The organism is Stenotrophomonas sp. a6 (genome assembly GCF_030913325.1).
Taxonomy (GTDB): domain Bacteria; phylum Pseudomonadota; class Gammaproteobacteria; order Xanthomonadales; family Xanthomonadaceae; genus Stenotrophomonas; species Stenotrophomonas maltophilia.
The window spans coordinates 3,261,265-3,285,614 of the sequence record NZ_CP133161.1; the positions used below are offsets into that span (position 1 = coordinate 3,261,265).

General features: G+C 66.5%; 19 protein-coding genes and 1 riboswitch. Of the genes, 11 read left to right on the forward strand and 8 right to left on the reverse strand.

What is annotated here, in order from left to right; translation table 11 throughout:
* Nucleotides 1–76: 76 nt before the first annotated feature.
* The 3 genes from Q9Q79_RS15105 (at nt 77) to Q9Q79_RS15115 (ending at nt 2,435) form a co-directional block, all read left to right on the forward strand.
* On the forward strand, nt 77–940 hold the full coding sequence (locus tag Q9Q79_RS15105) for a pirin family protein (RefSeq protein WP_005410608.1): 864 nt from the start codon (nt 77–79) through the stop codon (nt 938–940).
* Nucleotides 941–1,061: 121 nt separating this feature from the next.
* The gene (gene aqpZ / locus Q9Q79_RS15110) at nt 1,062–1,781 is read left to right on the forward strand and encodes an aquaporin Z (RefSeq protein WP_005414195.1); all 720 of its coding nucleotides are present in this window, start codon (nt 1,062–1,064) and stop codon (nt 1,779–1,781) included.
* Between the two features lie 195 nt (nt 1,782–1,976).
* On the forward strand, nt 1,977–2,435 hold the full coding sequence (locus Q9Q79_RS15115; RefSeq protein ID WP_005410610.1) for a hypothetical protein: 459 nt from the start codon (nt 1,977–1,979) through the stop codon (nt 2,433–2,435).
* Between the two features lie 128 nt (nt 2,436–2,563).
* Here the strand turns inward: Q9Q79_RS15115 and Q9Q79_RS15120 are convergent, their stop codons facing one another.
* The gene (locus Q9Q79_RS15120) at nt 2,564–3,415 is read right to left on the reverse strand and encodes a pirin family protein (RefSeq protein ID WP_005410611.1); all 852 of its coding nucleotides are present in this window, start codon (nt 3,413–3,415) and stop codon (nt 2,564–2,566) included.
* Between the two features lie 215 nt (nt 3,416–3,630).
* On the opposite strand from Q9Q79_RS15120, the gene Q9Q79_RS15125 reads away from it, so the two are divergent.
* A complete protein-coding gene (locus Q9Q79_RS15125) occupies nt 3,631–5,712 on the forward strand; it encodes a carbon starvation CstA family protein (protein WP_005410612.1) in 2,082 nt (693 codons plus the stop codon).
* On the forward strand, nt 5,712–5,936 hold the full coding sequence (locus tag Q9Q79_RS15130) for a CstA-like transporter-associated (seleno)protein (protein WP_005410613.1): 225 nt from the start codon (nt 5,712–5,714) through the stop codon (nt 5,934–5,936). Before Q9Q79_RS15125 ends, Q9Q79_RS15130 begins: the two co-directional genes overlap by 1 nt.
* Nucleotides 5,937–6,287: 351 nt before the next feature.
* Here the strand turns inward: Q9Q79_RS15130 and Q9Q79_RS15135 are convergent, their stop codons facing one another.
* Nucleotides 6,288–7,538 carry a DUF819 family protein gene (locus Q9Q79_RS15135; protein WP_012480981.1) on the reverse strand — a complete coding sequence of 417 codons (1,251 nt, stop codon included), beginning with the start codon at nt 7,536–7,538 and terminating at the stop codon, nt 6,288–6,290.
* A 127-nt stretch (nt 7,539–7,665) separates the two neighbouring features.
* On the opposite strand from Q9Q79_RS15135, the gene Q9Q79_RS15140 reads away from it, so the two are divergent.
* Nucleotides 7,666–8,055, forward strand: a complete 390-nt coding sequence (locus Q9Q79_RS15140) for a VOC family protein (RefSeq protein ID WP_012480982.1) — start codon at nt 7,666–7,668, stop codon at nt 8,053–8,055.
* Nucleotides 8,056–8,141: 86 nt separating this feature from the next.
* Here Q9Q79_RS15140 and Q9Q79_RS15145 read toward each other — a convergent pair whose 3' ends face one another.
* Nucleotides 8,142–9,428, reverse strand: a complete 1,287-nt coding sequence (locus Q9Q79_RS15145) for a HAMP domain-containing sensor histidine kinase (protein ID WP_005410616.1) — start codon at nt 9,426–9,428, stop codon at nt 8,142–8,144.
* Nucleotides 9,415–10,128, reverse strand: a complete 714-nt coding sequence (locus Q9Q79_RS15150) for a response regulator transcription factor (RefSeq protein WP_005410617.1) — start codon at nt 10,126–10,128, stop codon at nt 9,415–9,417. Before Q9Q79_RS15150 ends, Q9Q79_RS15145 begins: the two co-directional genes overlap by 14 nt.
* A gap of 131 nt (nt 10,129–10,259) precedes the next feature.
* On the opposite strand from Q9Q79_RS15150, the gene Q9Q79_RS15155 reads away from it, so the two are divergent.
* From Q9Q79_RS15155 to Q9Q79_RS15170, 4 genes are all read left to right on the forward strand, one after another.
* Nucleotides 10,260–11,963, forward strand: a complete 1,704-nt coding sequence (locus Q9Q79_RS15155; RefSeq protein WP_201862599.1) for a glycosyltransferase family 39 protein — start codon at nt 10,260–10,262, stop codon at nt 11,961–11,963.
* Nucleotides 11,964–12,074: 111 nt separating this feature from the next.
* The gene (locus tag Q9Q79_RS15160) at nt 12,075–12,827 is read left to right on the forward strand and encodes a phosphatase PAP2 family protein (protein WP_005410619.1); all 753 of its coding nucleotides are present in this window, start codon (nt 12,075–12,077) and stop codon (nt 12,825–12,827) included.
* Nucleotides 12,824–14,473: a phosphoethanolamine--lipid A transferase gene (locus tag Q9Q79_RS15165; RefSeq protein WP_099497603.1), complete on the forward strand. Its 1,650-nt coding sequence runs from the start codon at nt 12,824–12,826 to the stop codon at nt 14,471–14,473. The genes Q9Q79_RS15160 and Q9Q79_RS15165 overlap by 4 nt, the downstream gene beginning before the upstream one ends.
* 619 nt (nt 14,474–15,092) lie before the next feature.
* A complete protein-coding gene (locus Q9Q79_RS15170) occupies nt 15,093–17,057 on the forward strand; it encodes a M2 family metallopeptidase (RefSeq protein WP_111189069.1) in 1,965 nt (654 codons plus the stop codon).
* Between the two features lie 634 nt (nt 17,058–17,691).
* On the opposite strand, the gene Q9Q79_RS15175 is transcribed toward Q9Q79_RS15170, so the two are convergent.
* The 3 genes from Q9Q79_RS15175 to Q9Q79_RS15185 form a co-directional block, all read right to left on the reverse strand.
* A complete protein-coding gene (locus tag Q9Q79_RS15175) occupies nt 17,692–18,084 on the reverse strand; it encodes a hypothetical protein (protein ID WP_005410623.1) in 393 nt (130 codons plus the stop codon).
* A 70-nt stretch (nt 18,085–18,154) separates the two neighbouring features.
* Nucleotides 18,155–19,051, reverse strand: a complete 897-nt coding sequence (locus Q9Q79_RS15180) for a siderophore-interacting protein (RefSeq protein WP_099497724.1) — start codon at nt 19,049–19,051, stop codon at nt 18,155–18,157.
* Between the two features lie 140 nt (nt 19,052–19,191).
* A complete protein-coding gene (locus Q9Q79_RS15185; RefSeq protein ID WP_032966071.1) occupies nt 19,192–20,418 on the reverse strand; it encodes a multidrug effflux MFS transporter in 1,227 nt (408 codons plus the stop codon).
* Between the two features lie 299 nt (nt 20,419–20,717).
* A riboswitch (glycine riboswitch) is annotated at nt 20,718–20,820 on the forward strand.
* Nucleotides 20,821–20,882: 62 nt separating this feature from the next.
* Between Q9Q79_RS15185 and gcvP the strand changes: the two genes are divergently transcribed.
* On the forward strand, nt 20,883–23,750 hold the full coding sequence (gene gcvP, locus Q9Q79_RS15190; protein ID WP_024956945.1) for an aminomethyl-transferring glycine dehydrogenase: 2,868 nt from the start codon (nt 20,883–20,885) through the stop codon (nt 23,748–23,750).
* A 93-nt stretch (nt 23,751–23,843) separates the two neighbouring features.
* Here the strand turns inward: gcvP and Q9Q79_RS15195 are convergent, their stop codons facing one another.
* On the reverse strand, nt 23,844–24,254 hold the full coding sequence (locus tag Q9Q79_RS15195; RefSeq protein WP_005410627.1) for a VOC family protein: 411 nt from the start codon (nt 24,252–24,254) through the stop codon (nt 23,844–23,846).
* Nucleotides 24,255–24,350: the final 96 nt, after the last annotated feature.

Consider the following 24,350-nt stretch of genomic DNA (forward strand, 5'->3'; position numbering starts at 1 on the left):
TTACCCATACGGGGCATGTGCCCGTCACACCTGCATGCGATGCTGGCGCTCTGATCCCTGCAGTGAGAACGCCCGCATGACCACCATCATCGCCCCGCGCGTGCACGACATCGGCGGACTCGAAGTCCGTCGCGCCGTCCCCACCCTGCAGGCGCGCAGCATCGGCTCGTTCGTGTTCGTCGACCAGATGGGCCCGGCGCTCATGCATCCCGGCACGGCCATCGACGTGCGCCCGCATCCGCATATCGGCCTGGCCACCGTCACCTATCTGTGGTCGGGCGCCATCGGCCATCGCGACACACTCGGTTCGGACCAGGTGATCCGACCCGGAGACGTCAACTGGATGACCGCTGGCCGCGGCATCGCCCATTCCGAGCGCACGCCGCAGCCGGACCGCGATCACGACAACCCGATCCATGGCATGCAGACCTGGGTAGCGCTGCCGAAATCGCACGAGGAAATCGAACCGGCGTTCTACCACCACGCCGCGGCTACGTTGCCCGAGCAGCGCCGCAACGGTGCCTGGCTGCGCGTCATCGCCGGCCGCGCCTATGGCGAGGAATCGCCGGTGAAGGTGTTCGCCGACACCCTCAACGTGGCAATCGATCTCGACCCGGATGCGGAAATCGATATCGACGACGGCCACCGCGAGCGCGCGCTGTACATCCTCGAAGGCGACGCACAGCTGGATGGCGTGGACATCCCTGCACAGCATCTGGTGATTCCCGAAGCCGGCGCACGTGGCCGCCTGCGCGCGAAGACGCCGGTGAAGGCGATGCTGTTCGGTGGCGAGCCGCTGGATGGCCCGCGTCACCTGTGGTGGAACTTCGTGTCCAGCTCGAAGGAACGCATCGAGCAGGCCAAGCACGATTGGGAGGCCGGCCGCTTCGGGACCATTCCGGGCGACGACAAGGAATTCATCCCGCTGCCGCAGTACTGAACATCGCGTGTTGCACACATCCGAAGGTGTATGCCTGCACCCGGCGTTGACGCTACAGTCACCCGCTGATCATTGAAATGTGACATAAATCACACTTTCGACCGTCAAAGGAGTGCAACACATGAGCATGGGTAAACGCTTGTCCGCCGAATTCCTCGGCACGTTCTGGCTGGTTCTGGGTGGCTGCGGCAGTGCGGTGCTGGCCGCCAAGTTCGGCGGTGACAGCAATCCGCTGGGCATCGGGTTCCTCGGCGTGGCGCTCGCCTTCGGCCTGACCGTGGTGACCGGCGCCTATGCGTTCGGCCATATCTCCGGCGCGCACTTCAATCCGGCGGTCAGCGTCGGCCTGTGGGCCGGTGGCCGCTTCCCGACCAAGGACCTGGTGCCGTACATCATCGCCCAGGTGGCTGGTGGCCTGTTGGCCGGCTTCATCCTGCTGCAGATCGCCTCGGGGGCCAGCGGCTTCGCCATCGACGGCAGCCAGGCCGGTGCGTTCGCCAGCAATGGCTATGGTGCGCTGTCGCCCGGCGGTTACAGCGTGGCGGCGGCCTTCCTGTGCGAAGTGGTGCTGACCGCCGTGTTCCTGATCGTGATCATGGGCGCCACCCACGGCAAGGCACCGGCTGGCTTCGCGCCGCTGGCGATCGGCCTGTCGCTGACCCTGATCCATCTGATCAGCATCCCGGTCACCAACACCTCGGTGAACCCGGCCCGCTCCACCGCCGTGGCCTTCTTCGCCGGCAGCGGGGCGGTCAGCCAGCTGTGGCTGTTCTGGGTCGCCCCGCTGCTGGGCGGTGCGATCGGCGGCATCATCTACAAGTGGCTCGGCAACGACCGCTGAGGCCTGTGCGGACCATTGCGGCTGACCTTCGGCCGCAATGGTTACGCTTGTAACCGCAATTTGTGCGATCGCTCACGTTCCGTTAAGGTTGAGTTGACCGTCCGTGCACATGCCGGCCGGCGGGGCATCCGGGGATGGGATGCCAAGGCCGCCGGTCCATCCGACGGAGCCACGACACACCACCTTGGGGGATGCATGAAGTTCGCGCCTGTAGTGTTGTCGAGCCTGCTGTTCGCTGCGGCCCAGGCCGCCGCGCAGGCTCCCACCGAATGTCCTTCATTGCCGGCCAACAGCGGCCTGCAGTGGCAACAGCAGGCACAGGCCGATTTCCTGGTCTGCCGCGCCAGCACCAGCGATGGCCGCGAGGTACTGAGCCTGATGCTCAGTGCACGCGATCCCAACCTTCCATTGAACCGCTCGCTGCGCCACGAAAAGGGCAGCTTCGGCGGTGAATCACTGTACTGGTACCAGCCCGATCTGGGAGGCCAGCAGCCGCCCGGTTATGCCGAGCGCCGCATCAGCGTGGTCAAGCTCGACAAAGGGCGTTACGCGCAGATTTCGCTGTATCCGGACAGCGCGCAGGAACTGGGTTCGCTGCAACAGCTGGCGCAGGGGATGAGCCTGACCCCGTCGGCCGTGGCTGCCGGGAACTGACGATGGCGGGGATGACTGCCTTGCAGCATCCCCGCAATGCGAGCCGACCTGACGGTAGTGCCGGCCGCTGGCCGGCACCTCGATCCGCCGTGACCGCAGGCAGTTGCCGGCCAGCGGCCGGCACCGCCTCAGAACTTGCCTTCCTGGAAATCGACGAAGGCCTGCATGAGTTCCTGCCGCGTGTTCATCACGAACGGGCCATGGCGCATCACCGGTTCCCGCAACGGACGACCAGCCACAAGGATCAGCCGCGCACCCTCGCTGCCGGCCGACAGATGCAGCTGCTCGCCACCGCCCAGCACCGCCAGTTCCTGGCGGGCGACGTCGCGCGCCGCGTCCTGCTCACCCACCGTCACCGCACCTTCGAACACATACGCGAAGGCGTTGTGCCCTTCCGGCAAGGCATAGGTCCAGGCGCGATCCGGGGCCAGCGTGATGTCCAGGTACAGCGGATCGGTGGCCGGCTGCACGATCGGGCCCTGCGTGCCATCCACGTTGCCGGCGATCACCTTCACTTCCACGCCGGCGTCCGGCTGCACCACGGGAATGCGCTCGGGCGCGAACTCCTGGTACTTCGGCTCGGTCATCTTCTCTTTCGCCGGCAGGTTCACCCACAGCTGGAAGCCGCGCATCTGACCGCTTTCCTGCTCGGGCATTTCCGAATGCACCAGGCCACGGCCTGCGGTCATCCACTGCACGCTGCCCGGGGTAAGCAGGCCCTCGTTGCCGTGGTTGTCGCGATGCCGCATGCGCCCGTCGAGCATGTAGGTGACGGTCTCGAAACCGCGATGCGGATGCTCCGGGAAGCCGGCGATGTAGTCCTCGGCACGGTCGGTGCCGAATTCATCGAGCAGCAGGAACGGGTCCAGGTCAGGCAGCGTCGGGCCGCCGATGACGCGGGTCAGGCGCACGCCGGCACCGTCGGAGGTGGGCATGCCACGGATGGTCCGCAGTACGCGGACCGGTTCGGGAAAGCTCATGGCGACTCCTGTTGGATGGATGCCACTGAAGATGGACGCCACATGGCCGCACGCCAATGGACGGCGCCGCAACCGATTGTTCCATCCCTGATGTTCGCTGCATGTCAGCACAACAAGCGTACGACCAAAGTACTACCGCCGATTCGTCCTGTGCCAATTGACCCTGCCGAGGGCACGCGGGACTCTTTGACTGTCTTTCCGGGAGAGAGCACCTCATGAAAGGGTTTTCCAAAATAGGCTGGGCGGTACTCGCCCTGCTCGGCGCCTTCTGTCTGGGCACCGTGGCCCTGCGCCGCGGCGAACACATCAATGCCCTGTGGATCGTCGTCGCCGCCGTTTCGCTGTACCTGGTGGCCTACCGCTTCTACAGCCTGTTCATCGCCAACAAGGTGATGCAGCTGGATCCGACCCGGGCCACCCCGGCGGTGATCAACAACGATGGCCTGGACTACGTGCCGACCAACAAGCACGTGCTGTTCGGTCACCATTTCGCCGCCATTGCCGGTGCCGGCCCGCTGGTGGGACCGGTGCTGGCCGCACAGATGGGCTACCTGCCCGGCCTGCTGTGGCTGGTGGTGGGCGTGGTGCTGGCCGGCGCGGTGCAGGACTTCATGGTCCTGTTCCTGTCCAGCCGCCGCAACGGCCGCTCCCTGGGCGATCTGGTGCGGGAAGAGATGGGCCAGGTGCCCGGCACCATCGCGTTGTTCGGTGCGTTCCTGATCATGATCATCATCCTGGCGGTGCTGGCGATGGTGGTGGTCAAGGCGCTGGCCGAAAGCCCGTGGGGCATGTTCACGGTGATCGCGACGATGCCCATCGCGATCCTGATGGGCGTGTACATGCGCTACATCCGCCCCGGCAGGATCGGCGAGATTTCGGTGGTCGGCCTGATCCTGCTGCTGGCCGCGATCTGGTACGGCGGCAAGGTCGCCGCCGATCCGGTCTGGGGCCCGGCCTTCACCTTCACCGGCACCCAGATCACCTGGATGCTGATCGGTTACGGCTTCGTTGCCTCGGTGCTGCCGGTGTGGCTGCTGCTGGCCCCCCGCGATTACCTGTCGACCTTCCTCAAGATCGGCACCATCATCGCGCTGGCCGTCGGCATCCTGATTGTGATGCCGGAACTGAAGATGCCGGCGCTGACCCAGTTCGCTGCCAGTGGTGATGGCCCGGTGTGGAAGGGCGGCATGTTCCCGTTCCTGTTCATCACCATCGCCTGCGGTGCGGTCTCCGGCTTCCACGCGTTGATTTCCTCCGGCACCACGCCGAAGCTGCTGGCCAATGAAGCGCACATGCGCTACATCGGCTACGGCGGCATGCTGATGGAATCGTTCGTGGCGGTGATGGCGCTGGTGGCGGCCTCGATCATCGATCCGGGCATCTACTTCGCGATGAACAGCCCGGCGGCGGTGATCGGTGCCGATGCGGCCTCGGCGGCGCACTACATCACCAACACCTGGGGCTTCACCATCACGCCCGAGCAGCTGACCGCGACCGCGGCGGCCATTGGTGAACCGACCATCCTGCATCGCGCAGGTGGCGCACCGACACTGGCGGTGGGCATCGCGCAGATCCTGCACGAAGCGATTCCCAGTGGCAGCGACGCGATGATGGCGTTCTGGTACCACTTCGCGATCCTGTTCGAAGCGTTGTTCATCCTCACGGCAGTCGACGCTGGCACCCGTGCCGGTCGCTTCATGCTGCAGGACCTGCTGGGCAACTTCGTGCCGGCCCTGAAGAAGACCGAATCGTGGACCGCCAACATCATCGGTACCGCCGGCTGCGTGGCGCTGTGGGGCTACCTGCTCTACACCGGCGTGGTCGATCCGTTCGGTGGCATCCAGACGCTGTGGCCGCTGTTCGGCATCTCCAACCAGATGCTGGCGGGTATCGCGCTGATGCTGGGCACGGTGGTGCTGTTCAAGATGAAGCGTGACCGCTATGCGTGGGTGACGGCCGTGCCGGCCATCTGGCTGCTGATCTGCACCACCTACGCCGGCTTCATCAAGATCTTCGACAGCAATCCGGCGCAGGGTTTCCTGGCCCAGGCACACAAGTTCCAGGCCGCCCTCGCCAGCGACACCATCACGGCACCGGCCAAATCGGTGGCGCAGATGAAGCAGATCGTGGTCAACGCCTACGTCAACACCGGCCTGACCGCGCTGTTCCTGCTGGTGGTGGGCGCAGTGCTGGTGTATTCGATCAAGACCATCCTGGCGGCCCGCCGCAATCCGCAGCGCAGCGACCGCGAGACCCCGTACGTGGCGCTGAAGCCGCATGAAATGGTGGATCTGTGATGAGCACGCAACTGGTTCCCGCCGGCCAGTACCAGGCACACCGCCGCATCTGGCGGCGCCTGGTGCAGACCGCCCGACTGTGCTGTGGCATTCCTGATTACGACAACTACGTCCGGCACATGCTGGAAAAGCATCCGGACCAGGAGCCGATGGATTACAAGACGTTCTTCCGCGAGCGCCAGGAAGCGCGCTACGGCGGACGCAACGGTGGTCGCTGCTGTTGAGGTTCCAGGGTGGGTGCCGGGCTTGCAGCCCGGCGCCCGCAGAGGCCGGAGCAACGGCAACAGCTGAGGCGTCGGCTCTGGGTTTCTGTGTGGTTGGCGGGGTGGTGTCGGATGGCGGGGACGCCGTAAATCCATCCCTGGGGGCTTGGCCGCGGCATCCATGCCGCGGACACCCCGCCATCCGACACCACCCCACCTTCGACAGATTTCCGGTGACGGCGAGATGCATCAGGGGTCAGATCCGTTTCCTCCGGGAAACGGATCTGACCCCTTCCATGTTCATGGAGGCCCATGAAATGCATCCACGCATGGCGTGGATCTACGCAAGCATGACGCCGGGGCGGCCCGGACTCAGCCGTTGGCCATCCACTTCAGGATCAGGCCAGTGACATAGGCCAGCCCGGTGCCGGTGGCGTAGCCCACCGTGCCCAGCAGCACGCCCACCGGAGCCAGCGTCGGATGGAACGCCGCGGCCACCACGGGGGCCGAAGCGGCTGCGCCGATGTTGCCCTGCGAACCGATCGCGAAGAAGAACAGCGGCGCGCGCAGCAGCTTGGCCACCACCCACAGCACCAGCACATGCGTGGCCATCCAGATCGCGCCGAGCAGGAACAGCCACGGCCGGTCCAGCAGCGACAGCAGGTTCATCTGCATGCCGATGCAGGCGATCAGGAAGTACAGGAACACCGTGCCCAGCCGCGAAGCGCCTGCGGCTTCCAGCCGGCGCGCACGAGTGAAGCTCAGGCCCAGGCCCATCGCTGTCGACAGCAGGATCACCCACACGAACTGGCTATCCAGGCTGAACTGGCTGGCCCAGCTGACATTGGTCTTGAACCAGCCCGCCAGCGGCGCGGCGATGGCATGGGCCAGGCCGACGCCGCCCAGTGCCACGCCGACGATCACCATCAGGTCGGTCATGCTGGGAATGCGCGCGTTCTGCGCCTCGTAGGCACTGATGCGCGCCTTCATCTCGTCGATGGCACGGGTATCGGCACCGTTGCGGGTATCGATCTGCTGCGCGCGGTTGGCCAGGAACAGCAGGATGGCCATCCACAGGCTGGCGCAGGCCACGTCGACCACCGCGAACTGGCCGAAGGTGGTGGCATCGGTGCCGAACACTTCGCGCATGGCCACCATGTTGGCGCCGCCGCCGATCCAGCTGCCGGCCAGCGCCGCCATGCCGGCCCAGGTATCACCGGCCACGGTTTCGGGGTGGATCAGCTTCATCAGCTGGAACGAGACGATGGCGCCGAGCATGATGCCGGCGGTACCGGCGCAGAACACGATCAGCAGTTTCGGGCCGAGCTTGGCAATACCCTTGAGGTCGATCGACAGGGTCAGCAGGACCAGCGCGGCCGGCAGCAGCACGTCACGCGCGACCGGGTTGTACAGCGAGGTGTTGTGGCCGTCGATGACACCGGCGGTGTTGTAGATGGCGGGGACGAAGTAGCACAGCAGCAGCGCCGGCACCCAGGCGAAGATCTTCTTCAATAACGGGGTCGGGCCACTGGCAGCCCAGAAGATCAGGGCCAGGGTGGCGGCAATCAGGCCCAGGCCAACGATGTCGTTGCTGATCAGGGCAGTAGCGGGTTCGGTCGGCATGGGATCCTCTGTCGATCGAAAGAGCGGGAAAAAAAAGCGCCGCATGAAGCGGCGCACCCCGAGATTAACATTGTCTTCACGCCGGGTCATGCTGCAGTGCCGGCTGCCCTTTCCCGGAGCCACTCCCATGCAGCTCGGCGCCTTCTCCGTCAGCCTCTCGGTCAGGGACCTGGCGGCCTCCCGCAGCTTCTACGAAGCACTGGGCTTCTCGGTGACCGGTGGCGAGCCGGCGCAGAACTGGCTGGTGATGCGCAACAACGGCATTGTCATCGGCCTGTTCCAGGGCATGTTCGAGGGCAACCTGCTCACCTTCAACCCGGGCTGGGACCAGCACAAGCAGGAACTGCCCCACTTCCAGGATGTACGTGAACTGCAGGCGGAACTGGATGCGAAGGGCATTGAACTGGCGGTGCGTACCGACCCTCATGGGCGGGGCACCGGCTACCTGCAGTTGGCCGATCCCGACGGCAATGTGATCCTGATCGACCAGCATGTGGCGCGGCCGAACGGCTGGTAATGCGAACGGACATTGCGTGGGCAGGCGTCGACCTTGGTCGACGGGCAGCATGCCAACCAAGGTTGGCATCTACCAGGACGGCCGGTTCAGGCCGGACGTGAAGCGCTGAAATCGAGCGTGGCGCGCGTGCCACGCGGCTCGCAGGGCTGCAGCTGCAGGGTCCAGCCAAGGTGCTCGCAGAGCCGGGCGATCAGGTCCAGGCCGATGCCGCCGCCACGGTCGGCGCGCTCGCCACGGGCCATCCGCGCGTGGATCGCCGCAATCTCCTCCGGGCTCATGCCATGTCCCGGATCCTGCAGGGTCAGCACCGCCGACGAGCTCAGGCGCAACTCAATGTGGCCACGCCCGCTGTTCTCGATGGCATTGCGCAGCAGGTTGCCGATCGCGGCCTGCACGACGGCCAGCGGCGCGACAATATCCACCGGGGCCGCCTGGATGCCGATGCTCAGGTCCTTGTCACCGAGCAGGTGACGATGGTCGTCGACGATTTCCGGCAGCAGCTGGTCCAGGGCGATGCGCTCGGCGCGTGCGGCCAGGCGCGCCGGGTCACGGGCCAGCACCAGCAGCAGTTCGATCAGCTGCTCCACGCTCTGCGCGGTGCGCAGCACGCGTTGCATCTGCTGGCGCGCGCGCTCGGGCAGGCCCGGCTGTTCCAGTGCCAGCTCTGCGGCACCGGTCATCACCGCAATCGGCGTACGCAGCTCGTGGCTGGCGGTGCTGATGAACACCCGCTCGCGTTCGACAAACTGCTCGTTGCGGTCCAGATAGTCGTTCAGTGCATCGGCAATGGTATGCAGCTCGGAGCTGCCACGCGGGTCGACCTCGATGCGCTGGCCCTGGACACCCGGCCGCAGCGCCGCGATGTGCTGCGCCAGCAGGCTCAACGGGCGCACCATGCGTTCCATGCCGAACGACGCCATCAGCACGGTGACGAAGATCATGATCACCCCGGCCAGCATCACCCAGCGCGTGGCGAACTGTTCCAGGTCATGGAAGTCGGAAATGTCCAGCGCCAGCGCCACCCGCCCCATCGAGCCGGTGTCACGCACCATCACCGCAGTCTGCCGCCCGTTGATCGGCACCCCGTCATGCAGCCCCGGGTGCAGCATGCGCACGCTTTCCGGCATGTTGCCTTCATCGAAGCGGAACAGGCTGAGCGTGTCCGAGTCCTGCCAGCGATAGTGCGGCTCGTGCTCGGTGTGCTCGACGATGCTGTCCAGTTCGGAATTGAGCAGCGCGCGCCAGGCAGCGTGCTCCGCATGTTCATGCACGTAATTGCCGACGCTGAACACCGCGATCGACAGCAGCGCCAGATAGCCCAGCAACCACCACACCACGCGCCGGTACAACGGCCCCGGCTTACTCGCCTTCATCATCATCCTTGCCGGCATCGCTGGGCGTGGTCACGGCCAAGCGGTAACCCACCCGCGGCAGGGTATGGATCAGTTTCTCGGCGAACGGTCCGTCCACACTGCGGCGCAGCTCGTAGACATGCGAACGCAGCAGGTCGCCATCCGGCGGTTCGTCGCCCCACAGAGCGAATTCCAGCTGCTGGCGGGTCACCGCGCCGGGGCTGGCGCGCATGAGCACTTCCAGCAGCTTGCGGCAGGCCGGGTACAGGTGCAGCACCTGGGTGCCGCGCTGGGCTTCCAGGGTGGCCAGATCCAGCACCAGATCGCCCACCTGCAGGCGCTTGCGCGGGTTGCGGCCCTGCGCACGCAGCAGCAGCGCTTCCAGCCGCACCTCCAGCTCCGGGAGTGCGAACGGCTTGGTCAGGTAGTCGTCGGCACCGGCGCGGAAGCCGGCAATCTTGTCCGGCAGCTCGTCACGCGCGGTCAGCATGATCACCGGCACTTCCGATGCATGCTCGGCGCGCAGCCGGCGCAGCACCTCCGGGCCCTCCATGCGCGGCAGCATCCAGTCCAGGATGACGGCGTCATACGGATGGCTCCCGGCCAGGTGCAGTCCGGTGATGCCATCCGGCGCCACGTCGAGCACGTGCCCGCGCGACTCGAAATAGTCGAACAGGTTGGCCACCAGCTGGCGGTTGTCCTCGATCACCAACAGACGCATGCACGAAACACCCACGGAAGTTCGTACCATGGTAGCGCCGCACATGTCGGAATGCGGTCGCCCCGGCGCCGCTCTGACGCTTTTCCCACCCCTGCCACCTCAGAATGGCCGTTTTGCTCCCGGAGCCTGCCGTGCCCGTAGCCCTGCCCCGCCGTTGGCGCCTGCCCCTGTTGTGGCTGCTGATCATTGCTGCGCTGGCAGCGGGGATCGGCCTTCGGCAGCCGCAGCCGCCGGACGAGCCGCGCTTCGTGCTGGCGGCCCGGACCATGGTCGAGAGCGGGCAATGGCTGCTGCCGCACCGTGGCGTGGAACTGTATGCGGAGAAGCCACCCGTCTTCATGTGGCTGCAGGCCGCCGCCTACGAGATCGTCGGCAGCTGGCAGTGGTCCTTCCTGCTGCCGTCGTTGCTGGGCGCCCTGCTCAGCCTGTGGCTGGTGTCGGACCTGGCGCGGCGGCTGTGGTCGCCACGACATTCCATCTACGCCCTCGCTGCGCTGTTCTGCACCCTGCAGTTCGGGCTGATGGCCAAGCGCGCGCAGATCGACATGGTGCTGGTGGGCATGACCACCGTGGCCCTCTCGGGCCTGATGCGTCATCTGTGTGAACGCCGCAACCTGCCTGCCCTGTGGCTGGCCGGCTTCGCCGCAGGCGTCGGCACGGTGACCAAGGGCGTGGGTTTCCTGCCGCTGCTGATGGTGCTGCCCTGGTTCGGCTGGTGGCTGTACCAGCGCCGCCGCGGACGCACGGTGGAGGGTCCGCATCCGGCAACCCTGCTCTGGCTGATCCCGGCCTTCCTGCTGGGTGTCGGGGTGTGGCTGGCGCCGCTGGGCTGGGCCCTGCTGCACACGCCCAGTGCCGAACTGCAGGCTTATGCGCACGAGCTGCTGTTCAAGCAGACCGGCACCCGTTATGCCAATGCGTGGCACCACCGGCAGCCCGCCTGGTATTACCTGCAGGTGATCCTTACCCTGTGGCTGCCGGGCAGCCTGCTGCTGCCGATGCTGTTCAAGCCCTGGTGGCGCCGCATCCGCCGTGGCGACCGCCGCCAGTGGCTGCTGCTGGGCTGGGCCGTGCTGGTACTGGTGTTCTTCAGCGCCAGCCCGGGCAAGCGCGAGGTATACCTGCTGCCGATGTTGCCGGCGATGGCGCTGGCCGTAGCCCCGCTGCTGCCCGGCCTGCTGCGCCGCCTGTGCGTTCGCCGCTACCTGTTCGGCTACAGCGTGGTGCTGATGCTGGCCACTGGCACGCTGGGCATGATGCTGCTGACCGAACACGCTTGGGCGGTGGCCCAGCTGGAACGCCGCGCCATGCCCGATACCCTGCTGCCGGTGCTGGGCGATGGCCTGCTGACCTTCGCCATCGCGCTGGCCACGCTGATCGTGTGGTTGCGGGTGCGCCGCGCGGCGACGCTGGTGCTGCTGACCCACGGCATGCTGTGGATGCTCTACGGCCTGGTACTGATCCCGGCGCTGGATCCCTATGCATCGGCGTCAGCGCTGATGCGCCGGGTCGGCGCGCGGATCGGACCGGATGCCGAACTGGCGCTGGTGGCCTGGCGCGAGCAGAACCTGCTGCAGGCCGACCGCCCGGTACGCGAATTCGGCTTCAAGCGGCCCTGGGCAGAGCAATGGCATGACGCCGGCCCTTGGCTCGCTGAGGCGCCGGACAAGCGCTGGCTGCTGGTGCTGGACGATGCGATGAGCCCCTGCGTGGATCCGGCCAAAGTGATCGACATCGGTGTTGCCAACAGGAATCGTTGGCAACTGCTTCCCGGTACCGCATGGAACCCGGAGTGCCACGCCGAGCGGACAGGATCGACCGCCGAAGAAGACTGAACGTTGACACGTGCCGGACGAACATTAACCCGGCACGAACGAGCATCCGACCCTTCTCCGACATCCAGGTGACGAGCATGACTGCGGATTCCCGAACCGCCCCTTCCCAGCATGCCCGTCCGTCCCCTTGATTCGGTAGCGCCGCTTGCGACATCACCACTGGCGTCTCGATTTGCCGTAACTCACCTCTGGCTGCCTGTCGCAATCGGTCTGCCATTGTTTACGCTGCTGATGGACTTCGGCGGTGATCAATGGGTGGCCGATCACCTGTTCCGTCTTGAAGGCAGCCACTGGGCGCTGCAGGACGCCTGGATCACCCGCAGCGTCGTGCACAAGGCCGGCAAATGGTTGAGCACGGCGGCAGCGCTGGTCGTGACCCTGCTGTGCTTCCACCACTGGCGTAGGGGTCGCGATCGCACCCTGCAATGGGCGCTGCTTTATGTCGTGATTGCCATGGCACTGGGCACCGGCGTGATCTCCCTGCTGAAGTCGCTGGTGCCGATGGAATGCCCCTGGGACCTGCTGCGCTACGGTGGCCACCAGCCTTTCATCGGTCTGTTCACCCTGCGCCCGGAAGGCATGCCGGCACAGGCCTGCTTCCCGGCAGGCCACGCCAGCGCAGGCTATGCGTGGCTCTGCCTGTATTTCTTCGCGTTGCTGTGGCGGCCGTCCTGGCGCTGGACCGGGCTCTGGATCGGCCTCGGCACCGGCCTGGTGTTCGGGATCAGCCAGCAGTTGCGGGGCGCCCATTTCCTTTCGCATGACATCGCCACCGCGTTGATATGTTGGCTGCTTTCGTTGGGCCTGTATGTTCTGATCCACCGTCAGCTGGACCGTCCCCACCGCCAGGAGGCAAACGCATGAGTGCATCGGTCCAACGCTCCGCCCGCCTCCCCGCCCTTGCGGGTCTTCGCAACTGGCGGCCGCAGCTCTCCACGGAAGCACTGATCGCGCTGACCAGCCTGTTCTTCGCGGTGGCCGGCAACGGCCTGTTCTGGCACAGCGCGATGGCCAGCCATCCGGGCAGCCTGCGTTACGCGCTTTCGCTGCTGCTGTTGCTGCTGGGTGCGCACGGCGTGCTGCTGGGCATCCTGGTCTGGCGCTGGAATGCCAAAGTGGTAATCAGCCTGTTGCTGCTGGTGACGGCGTTCGCTGCGCACTACATGAGCCGCTACCACATCTATCTGGATGCGGACATGCTGCGCAACGTGCTGGCGACCGACCCGAAGGAGAGCCGCGAGCTGATGACCGTATCGCTGCTGTGGCCGGTGCTGCTGCTGGCCGTGCTGCCGATGGTGGTGCTGTGGCGCGTGCAGCTGCGCCGACGCAGTTGGGGCCGCAGCCTGCTGTGGCGACTCGGCTTCCTGGTCGTGGCGGCGACCACCGCAGTTGGCGGTGCGCTGATCTCGTTCCAGGATGTCTCGGCGCTGATGCGCAACCAGCGCGAAGTACGCTATCTCGCCACCCCGGCCAACGTGCTGCTCGGTATGCCGCGCGCGCTGCGTGGCGACAACCCGGTGCAGCGCGCGCCGAAGCTGCCGATCGGCACCGACGCCAAGGCCACGCCACGCGCCCCGGTCAGCAAGCCGCGCCTGCTGGTGATCGTCATGGGCGAAACCGTGCGCGCGCAGAACTGGGGGCTCAACGGTGGCCGCAGCACCACCCCGGAGTTGGCCCAGGCACCGGTGATCAACTTCCCCGACATGCACTCCTGCGGCACCAGCACCGAAGTATCGCTGCCGTGCCTGTTCTCGCCGTGGGGACGCCACGACTACGATGAAAAGAAGATCCGTGCACACCAGTCGCTGCTGCACGTACTGAACCGCGCCGGCATCGCACCGTTGTGGCGTGACAACCAGTCCGGCTGCAAGGGCGTCTGCGAAGGGCTGGAGTTCCAGTCGCTGTCCGATGCGACCACCCCGGGGCTGTGCGCCGATGGCCGCTGCATGGACGAGATCCTGCTGCAGGACCTGGCCACCCAGGTGCGTGCCAAGCCAGGCGACCGCGTGGTGGTGCTGCACCAGCTGGGCAACCACGGCCCGGCCTACTTCGAGCGTTACCCGGCAGCCTTCGCGCGCTTCAAGCCAACATGCGACACCCGTGACATCGGCCGTTGCTCTCGCGAAGAGATCACCAACAGCTATGACAACGCGGTGTTGTACACCGATCATTTCCTGAGCAAGACCATCGGCACCCTGCAGGGCATGCAGGATTACGACACGGCGATGATCTACCTGTCCGACCATGGTGAATCGCTGGGCGAGAAGGGCCTGTTCCTGCATGGCGTGCCGTATGCGATCGCTCCGGCCGAGCAGACCCGCGTACCGATGACGATGTGGTTCTCGCCGGGCTTCGCCAGCAGCCGTGGGTTGGACCTGCAGTGCGTGCGCAAGCGTTCGGCGGCGTATACCGACCACGACAACCTGTTCCCGTCGGTGCTGGGCCTGATGCAGGTCAAGACCTCGCTGTACGAGCGCGATCGCGACCTGTTCGCCAACTGCGAAGGTTGAGGGTTGTTCGGCAGGGCTTTCAGCCCTGCACCCGCGGTAGTGCCGGCCGCTGGTCGGCAGCCTCGACAGCAACAGCAACAGCAAATGCTGGCATTCCGTGGATTGGCGGGGTGGGTCCGGTGGCGGGGGACGCTGCAAGTACGTCCATGTAAGCTCGGTCGCCGCATCCATGCGGCTCACGCCCCCGCCACCGGACCCACCCCGCCTTCGACAGTTTTCCGCGCTCTGTTGGACATGCCGATGGGGTCGGATCCGTTTTCCTACGGAAAACGGATCCGACCCCATTTTGATTGTCGATATCTGACAGATGTGTCGACCAAGGTCGACACCCACCAACGGCCGCCGCGATCTGTCAGAGGTGGGGCGGTGTGGGCTTGCAGGACCGTTGGCGCCATGGATGGCGCCATCGAGCCCCCATGGATGGGTTTACGGCGTGTCCTGCAAGCCCACACCGCCCCGCCATCCCACGGATAGCCCGCTTCTGCTGTTGCTTTGGCCGTTGCCGTTGCTTCTGCGGGTGCAGGGCGCAGCCCTGCCGAACCCTACCGACTTCCGCCACTTGCGGTGGCAGCGACGGCCCACTAGCCTTCGGCCGTCGTTCACCACCCAAGGACCGCCCGTGAAACACCGTCATCTCCTGCTGGCCTCGGCAATCGCCGCCGCCACGCTGGCCCTGGCCGCCTGCAAGAAGGAAGCTGCCCCAGGCACCGATACCGCCAGCAGCAGCGCCCCGGCCGGCGAAACCGCCGACCAGTTCGTGGCCCGCATCAATGCCGAATTCAAGGCCGCCTACCCGGAGATGACCTCGGCGCAGTGGCTGTCTTCCACCTACATCAACAGTGATTCCGAACGCATCGCGGCCAAGGCCAACGAGCGCTCGCTGACCCAGCTCAACAGCTGGATCGAACAGGCCGCCAAATTCGATGGCAAGCCGATGAGCGAGGACAGCAAGCGTGCGATCCACCTGCTGAAACTGATGTCCTCGATGCCGGCGCCGCGCGATCCGGCCAAGCTGGCCGAGCTGACCCAGATCGCCACCCGCATGGAAGGCAGCTACGGCGCCGGCAAGTACTGCACCGACGCCAACGATCCGAACTCCTGCCGCCAGCTGGGCGAGCTGGAACAGGTACTGGCGCGCAGCCGCGACTACGACAATCAGCTTGACGCCTGGCAGGGCTGGCACAGCACCACCAAGAGCATGCGCGGCGACTACCAGAAGTTCGTCGGCCTGGTGAACGAAGGCGCCAAGGGCATGGGTTTCACCGATGCCGGCCAGATGTGGCGCAGCGGCTACGACATGCCGCCGGAGCAGATCGGCCCGGAAACCGACCGCCTGTGGGAACAGGTCAAGCCGATGTACGAGCAGCTGCACTGCTACGCGCGCGGCAAGCTGGACAAGACCTATGGCAAGGACAAGGCCGAAGTGGGGAATGGCCTGATCGCCGCGCACCTGCTGGGCAACATGTGGCAGCAGGACTGGTCGAACCTGTGGGACCAGCTGGAACCGTACCCGGGCGCCGGCAGCCTGGACATCACCGCGGCGCTGGAAAAGCAGTACCAGACCAACCTGAGCGCGGCGCTGGCCAAGGCCGGCAAGGATGCGAACGTGGCCGCGCAGTACAAGGCGCAGCGCGAGGCCGAACTGCGTACCGCCAAGCAGATGACCGAGCGCGCGCAGGACTTCTACGTGTCGCTGGGCATGCCGTCGCTGCCGCAGTCCTACTGGGAAAAAACCCAGTTCATCAAGCCTGACGACCGCGACGTGGTCTGCCACGCCAGCGCCTGGGACATGAACATGGAAGGCGACGTGCGCACCAAGATGTGCATCAAGCCGAACGAAGAGAACTTCACCACCATCTACCACGAGCTGGGCCACATCTATTACGACCTGGCCTACAACCCGCTGCCACCGCTGTTCCAGGGCGGTGCCAACGATGGCTTCCATGAAGCGATCGGCGACACCATCGTGCTGGCGATGACGCCCAAGTACCTCAGCTCGATCGGCCTGGTCGATGCGCCGACCGAAAGCCGCGAGGCGGTCATCAACAACCAGATGCGCATGGCGCTGTCAGGCGTGTCGTTCCTGCCGTTCGGGCTGATGATCGACCGCTGGCGCTGGGGCGTGTTCGATGGCTCGATTACTGCCGACAACTACAACAAGGCGTGGTGGGACCTGAAGGCCAAGTACCAGGGCGTGGCGCCGGCCAGCACCCGTGGCGAAGAGTTCTTCGATCCGGGCGCGAAGTACCACGTGCCGGGCAACACTCCGTACACCCGCTACTTCCTGGCGCGCATCCTGCAGTTCCAGTTCTACAAGGGCCTGTGCGACGCGTCCGGCTACAAGGGCCCGCTGCATGAGTGCACCTTCTACGGCAACAAGGAAGCCGGCCAGAAGTACTGGGCGATGCTGAGCAAGGGTGCCAGCCAGCCGTGGCAGGCCACGCTGAAGGAGCTGACCGGTACCGACAAGCTCGATGCCGGCCCGATGATCGAGTACTTCACCCCGGTCAACGAGTGGCTGAAGCAGCAGAACGAAGGCCAGATGTGCGGCTGGCAGGCCAACGCGGCCCCGGCGGCAAAATGAAAAAGGGGCGGGTCCGCGAGGATCCGCCCCTTTCCGGTAGTGCCGGCCGCTGGCCGGCAACTACGCGATGAAGACCCAACGGGCAGCCGGCCAGCGGCCGGCTCTACCGAAACAGCAGTCAAAGGCCAGATGTGCGGCTGGCAGGCCAACGCGGCCCCGGCGGCAAAATGAAAAAAGGGGCGGGTCCGCGAGAATCCGTCCCTTTCTGGTAGTGCCGGCCGCTGGCCGGCAACTACGCGATGAAGACCCAACGGGCAGTCGGCCAGCGGCCGGCTCTACCGCAACAGCAGTCAAAGGCCAGATGTGCGGCTGGCAGGCCAACGCGGCCCCGGCGGCGAAATGAAAAAAGGGGCGGGTCCGAAAGGATCCGCCCCTTTCCGGTAGTGCCGGCCGCTGGCCGGCAACTACGCGATGAAGACCCAACGGGCAGCCGGCCAGCGGCCGGCTCTACCGAAACAGCAGTCAAAGGCCAGATCTGCGGCTGGCAGGCCAACGCGGCCCCGGCGGCGAAATGAAAAAAGGGGCGGATCCGAAAGGATCCGTCCCTTTTTGGTAGTGCCGGCCGCTGGCCGGCAACTGCACGGTGGAAATCCGTCTGGCAGCCGGCCAGCGGCCGGCTCTACCGCAACAGCGGTCAGCTGTTCTTCTTCGCGGCCATCGCTGCGGCCAGCTCGGCCTTGAATTCCTCGAAGGTCTGGCCCTTCTCCCTGGCTTCGGCCTGTGCGGCATCGCGCAGCGCATCGGAGTACATCAGGCGCACCGGCGTGCCGTTGCGCTCGTGCAGTTCACCGGCCTGCATGATCAGCGCCAGCACCTGCGCAGCGCTCTCGCTGTGGCCCGCGATGCGGCCATCCATGCCCAGCACCCATTCGCCGTCGCGGCGCACGACACCGGCCAGCAGGGTGCGCTGTGCATCGCGCAGTTCCGCATGCGGCTCCACCGGCGAGGCCTGCGCGGCGGCCTTGTTGGCGGCCTGCTTTTCCTGGCGACGGCGCTGGTCGCGGCGGGTCTTGGAGCTGGTGGACATGGTGCGGTACCGCTGCGAAAAGGGGGGCGCAAGGATAGCGCACCCCGCCCGCAGCACCGCTTCACACCCCTCAGTCCAGCACTTTGCCGTGCCGCCAGTAGCCCATGAAGGTGATCGCGCGGCGGTCCAGCCCGCAATCGCGCACCAGATGGCGACGGATCGCCATCACGGCCCCCGCCTCGCCCGCCACCCAGGCGTACAGCGGCCCGGCCACCCGGGTATCGGCCTGCTCCCAGAGGATCTGCGTATCGACGTCGATCTCCTCCAGCGCATCGCCGGCAGCCACGCCCGAGGTCCCTGCCAACCGCGCCTGGACCGCCTGCAGCAACCGCTGTCCGTAGGCGGCCTGCCCGCGCGGCAGCCAGACCAGCTCGGCGCTGGAGGGCGCCTTCAGGTGCACCGCATCACCGGCCTGCGCCACCTCCAGCAGCGCCAGCGTGCGCGGTGGGTCGACCATGGCCGCCAGTTCCTCGAGGATGCCGGCCACCGCAGGCAACGCGGTTTCATCGGCCACCAGCAGCACCTGGCCGACACCGGCCGGTGGCTTCCACTCCCAGCCCTCGCTGCTCCCGGCACAGTCGGCGTCCGGGGCCAGCAGCACCACGCGGTCGCCAGGGCGGGCGTGCATGGCCCAGCGCGAGGCGGGGCCGGTTTCGCCATGGATGACGAAATCGACGTCGACCTCGCCCTGCTCGGCGCGCAACTGGCGGATGGTGTAGGTACGCATCGGCGGGCGCTTGTCATCCGGCAGGGCCCGGTAGCGTGGGTACCAGTCTTCACCGCTGGGGACCTGCGGCACCTCCTGGCCGGGCAAGGGGAAGAACACCTTGATGCGCTGGTCAGGGCCTTCGGTCTTCATCCGCGCCACGTCGGCACCGGTGAACACCATGCGGTCCAGGGAAGGGGAAAGAACGCGGCGCTCCTTCAGCGCCACCTCGAACAGGCGGTAGGTCTGCTGCGCAGCCATGGGGAACCTCATGCAACGACATCGGATTGGCTGGCTGTCGTGCATCCACGCACCGGCTGGCTGGAGTGCCCAGCCTAGTCCGGTCGTTCCTCTTCGCAAGCGTTGCGGGCAAAGCGGCCGGCCCTACCCCTGCGCGCTGCTCAATGGCCCGTGCAGGCCGCCTGTGCCGCGCGTTCACGCTGGTGTTCCCAGTACCAGAACACGAAGCCGGCGGCGAAGAACGCGGCCTGCCCCAGCGCCAGGTGCAGCGGGCTGGCGCTGAGCAGCGGCGACACCACGCCGGCCACCACCGTGCTGATCATCAGTTGCACGAAGGCCTGCAGCGACGAGGCCAGGCCGCGCTGGTGCGGGTACATGTCCAGCACCGCCAGCGCCAGGATCGGGAAGATCAATGCCATGCCCATGCCGCCCAGGAAGATCGGCAGCACCGCCCACGGCAGCACGAACTGCGGCGACAGCGCCACGTAGCCGACATTCAGCAGCACCGACAGCGCACACAGGCCGAAACCAATGGACACCTGGCGGGTGGGCGTGGTGTGCCCGGCCATGCGCCCGGACAGGAACGAGCCGGTGGTCATGCCGCCGATGGTGGGGATGAACAGCCAGGCAAAACCACCCTCGCCCAGATGCAGGTGCTGCATCACGAACACCGGCGCCGAGGAGATGTACAGGAAAATGCCGCCGAAACCGATGCTGCCGGCCAGCGCCAGGCGCAGGAACCGCGGGTTGAAACCGATGCGCACGTAATCACGCAGCAGCACGCGCGGCGACAACGGCACCCGTGCCTCCACCGGATGGGTTTCCGGCAGGTAGCGTGCAGTGGCCGCCAGCAGGAGCAGCGCAAACACCACCAGGAACCAGAAAATCAGTGGCCAGCCGGCGCCGCTGAGCAGGATCCAGCCGCCGATGATCGGTGCGATGGCCGGAGCGATGCCGAACAGCATCGACACCTGGCTCATCAGGCGCTGCGCGTCGTGGCCGTGGTACAGGTCGCGGATCACCGCGCGGCCGACGATCATGCCGACGCCCGCTGACAGGCCCTGCAGCGCGCGGAACGCCAGCAGCGTGGTCAGGTCGGTGGACAGCGCGCAGCCGACCGAAGCGCCGACGAACACCACCAGGCCACCGAGGATCACCCGCTTGCGGCCCCAGGCATCGGACAGCGGGCCGTGCGCAAGGCTCATCAGGCCGTAGAACAGCAGGTACACGCTGATGGTCTGCTGCACCGCCACCTCGTCCACCGCCAGGCGCTGGGCCAGCTGCGGGAACGCGGGGAAGATGGTGTCGATCGAGAACGGACCGAACATGGCCAGGCCGGCGAGCAGCAGGGCCATGCGGCGGGTGGAGGGAGCAACAGCGGCGGTCATGGGAAAGGCGTCCGGCAGGGCCATGCGCGGCACGCACGGCGGGCGCCGGTCCCCTGCAGCAGGGACGGCGCCAGATGAATTCGGGTATCCGCCCATCATAGGTGGGGAATGCGCCTGATGCCATGCAGCAGTGCACAAAACGCACGGACGGGCCATCGGCCATTCAGGCGCGGCCGCCAGGTCCGAAGGCGGCCGCCGCGCCCGCAACGGGCTATAATCGGCGGGCAACACGGTGGGAGAAGCGGAACACCGCTGCCGAAGGCGCAACGCCCGTAATCGCTCAGGCCCGATACCACCCGTAACACAACTCTGGAGAGACCGGTTCGATCCGGCGCCGAAGGGGCACGAAGCTGCGGTCCGCCGCGCTTTTAAACTCTCAGGCAAAAGGACAGAGGGGCGCCCCGCAGACCGCCGACCGGCGGCTTGTGCCCGTGCGTGTGCCCTTTCCTGACGGATCCTTCGCCATGTCCCAGAACACCCCTTCCCTGCGTGAGCTCGAGCACCACAACGCGTTCGTCGAGCGCCACATCGGCCCCAACGACGCCGAGATCGCGCAGATGCTCGACGTCGTCGGCCACGCGTCGCTGGATGCGATGACCGACGCCATCGTGCCGGCCAAGATCAAGTCGCCGGCACCGCTGGCACTGCCGGAGTCGATGACCGAAGTGCAGGCACTGGCGAAGATCCGTGCGATCGCCGACAAGAACACCGTGCTGCGCAGCTTCATCGGCCAGGGTTACTACGGTACCCACACGCCGAACGTGATCCTGCGCAACATCCTGGAAAACCCGGCGTGGTACACCGCCTACACCCCGTACCAGGCGGAAATCTCGCAGGGCCGCATGGAAGCGCTGATCAACTTCCAGACCCTGTGCGCCGACCTGACCGGCATGGAAATCGCCAACGCCTCGCTGCTGGACGAAGCCACCGCCGCCGCCGAAGCGATGACCCTGGCCAAGCGTTCGGCCAAGTCGAAGTCGGACACCTTCTTCGTGCACGACGCCGTGCACCCGCAGACCCTGGAACTGCTGCGTACCCGCGCCGAGCCCATGGGCATCGTGCTGCGCGTCGGCACCCCGGCCGAAGCACTGGAAGCGGAAGCGTTCGGCCTGCTGCTGCAGTATCCGGACACCTTCGGCCAGGTCGGCGACTACAAGGCGCTGGTCGATGCCGTGCACGCACGCGGCGGCCTGGTGGCCGTGGCCACCGACCTGCTGGCCCTGACCCTGCTGGCTGCCCCGGGCGAATGGGGCGCGGACATCGTGGTCGGCAACAGCCAGCGTTTCGGCGTGCCGTTCGGCTTCGGTGGCCCGCACGCCGCCTTCATGGCCTGCCGTGACGCCTACAAGCGCTCGATGCCGGGCCGCCTGATCGGCGTTTCGATCGATGCCCAGGGCAACCCGGCCTACCGCCTGACCCTGCAGACCCGCGAACAGCACATCCGCCGCGAGAAGGCCACCTCCAACATCTGTACCGCGCAGGTGCTGCTGGCGGTGATGGCCTCGATGTACGCCGTTTACCACGGCCCGGAAGGCCTGACCCGCATTGCCCGCCGCACGCACCGCCTGGCCTCGATCCTGGCCGCAGCGCTGCGCAATGCCGGCGTGCAGGTCGGTGGCGACTTCTTCGACACCCTGCACGTCACCGGCGTGCATGCCGATGAAATCCATGCCAAGGCACGCGCCGCCGGTTACAACCTGCGCGCGATCGACAGCGACTCGGTCGGCATCAGCCTGGACGAGACCACCACCCGCGCCGACATCGTCGCCGTGGCTGCGGTGTTCGGTGCCTCGCTGGACGTCGACGCGCTGGATGCCAGCACCGCCGACGCGCTGCCGGCCGGCCTGCTGCGCCAGTCCGCGTTCCTGACCCACCCGGTGTTCAACACCCACCACAGCGAGCACGAACTGCTGCGTTACCTGCGTTCGCTGGCCGACAAGGACCTGGCGATGGACCGCACGATGATCCCGCTGGGTTCGTGCACCATGAAGCTCAACGCCACCGCCGAGATGATCCCGGTGACCTGGCCGGAGTTCTCGCAGATCCACCCGCTGGTGCCGGCCGACCAGGCGCTGGGCTACAAGGAACTGATCGACACGCTGGAAGCGATGCTGGTCGAATGCACCGGCTACGACGCGGTCAGCCTGCAGCCGAACTCCGGCGCACAGGGCGAGTACGCCGGCCTGCTGGCGATCCGCGCCTACCACCGCTCGCGCGGCGAAGGCCACCGCGACATCTGCCTGATCCCGGATTCGGCGCACGGCACCAACCCGGCCTCGGCGCAGATGTGCGGCATGAAGGTGGTGGTCACCAAGACCGATGCCAACGGCAACGTCGATGTGGAAGACATCCGCCTCAACGCCGAGAAGTACAGCGACCGCCTGGCCGCGATCATGATGACCTACCCGTCCACGCACGGCGTGTTCGAGGAAGAGGTGGTCGAGATCTGCGAGATCATCCACCAGCACGGCGGCCAGGTGTACACCGACGGCGCCAACATGAACGCCCTGGTCGGCGTGGCCAAGCCCGGCAAATGGGGTTCGGACGTTTCGCACCTGAACCTGCACAAGACCTTCTGCATCCCGCACGGCGGCGGCGGCCCGGGCGTCGGCCCGTGCGCGGTCAAGGAACACCTGGCCCCGTTCCTGCCGGGCAAGCTGGGTGACAACGGCCCGGTCGGCATGGTCAGCGCCGCCAGCTTCGGCAGCGCCTCGATCCTGCCGATCAGCTGGATGTACATCGCGATGATGGGCCGCGAAGGCCTGCGCAAGGCCACCCAGGTCGCGCAGCTCAACGCCAACTACATCGCCAAGCGCCTGGCCCCGCACTTCAAGACCCTGTACACCGGCCGCAACGGCCTGGTGGCACACGAGTGCATCCTCGACGTACGCCCGCTGGAGAAGACCAGCGGCATCGGCGCCGAGGACGTCGCCAAGCGCCTGATCGACTTCGGCTTCCACGCCCCGACCCTGAGCTTCCCGGTGGCCGGCACGCTGATGGTCGAACCGACCGAGAGCGAATCGCTACACGAGCTGGACCGCTTCATCGACGCGATGATCCAGATCCGCGAGGAGATCACCGCGATCGAAGACGGCCGGCTGGACCGCGAGGACAACCCGCTGAAGAACGCGCCGCACACCGCCACCGCGGTGACCGCCAGCGAGTGGACCCACGCCTACCCGCGCGAACTGGCTGCCTTCCCGCTGGCCAGCCTGAAGCAGAGCAAGTACTGGCCGCCGGTGGCGCGCGTCGACAACGTGTACGGCGACAAGAACGTGATGTGCGCCTGCATCCCGGTCGATGCCTACAAGGATGATGAAGTCGAGGCTTGATTCCTCGCGGCATCGGTAAAGAGAACGGCCCGCGCAAGCGGGCCGTTTTCATGAGGGCGGGTGGACCAGGGTCCACACCCACGGTAATCCCGATCACGGGTCCGGCATCTGCCCCAGGCTCAACTGCCACGACACGCCGAAGCGATCCTGCACCCAGCCGTAGCGGTTGCTGAAGTCATAGTCGCCCACCGGCATCAGCCAGTGGCCGCCCTCGCCCAGCACGCGCGCGGCGCGCTCGAACTGCTCGGCGCCGGAGCACTCGACGAACAGCGAGATCGACGGGCTGAAGGTGAAATCGTGCACGTCCAGGCTGTCAAAGCACAGGTAGTGGGTGCCACCGAGCAGGAAGATGGCCTGTCGGACCTGCCCGGGCACGCCGGCACCGGCGCCGTCCGGATGGCGCTGCATTGCCAGCAGGCGGAAATCGGCGAAGGCCTCGGCGTACAGGGCCAGCGCGGCCTCGGCCTGGCCGGTAAACATCAGGAAGGGGCGACTGCGCAGCATGCGGTACTCCCGGTCGACGGGCCGATGACGGCCCACACGATCAGGATGGCACGGCAGATGTGCAGCCCCCGTGGTAGTGCCGGCCGCTGGCCGGCA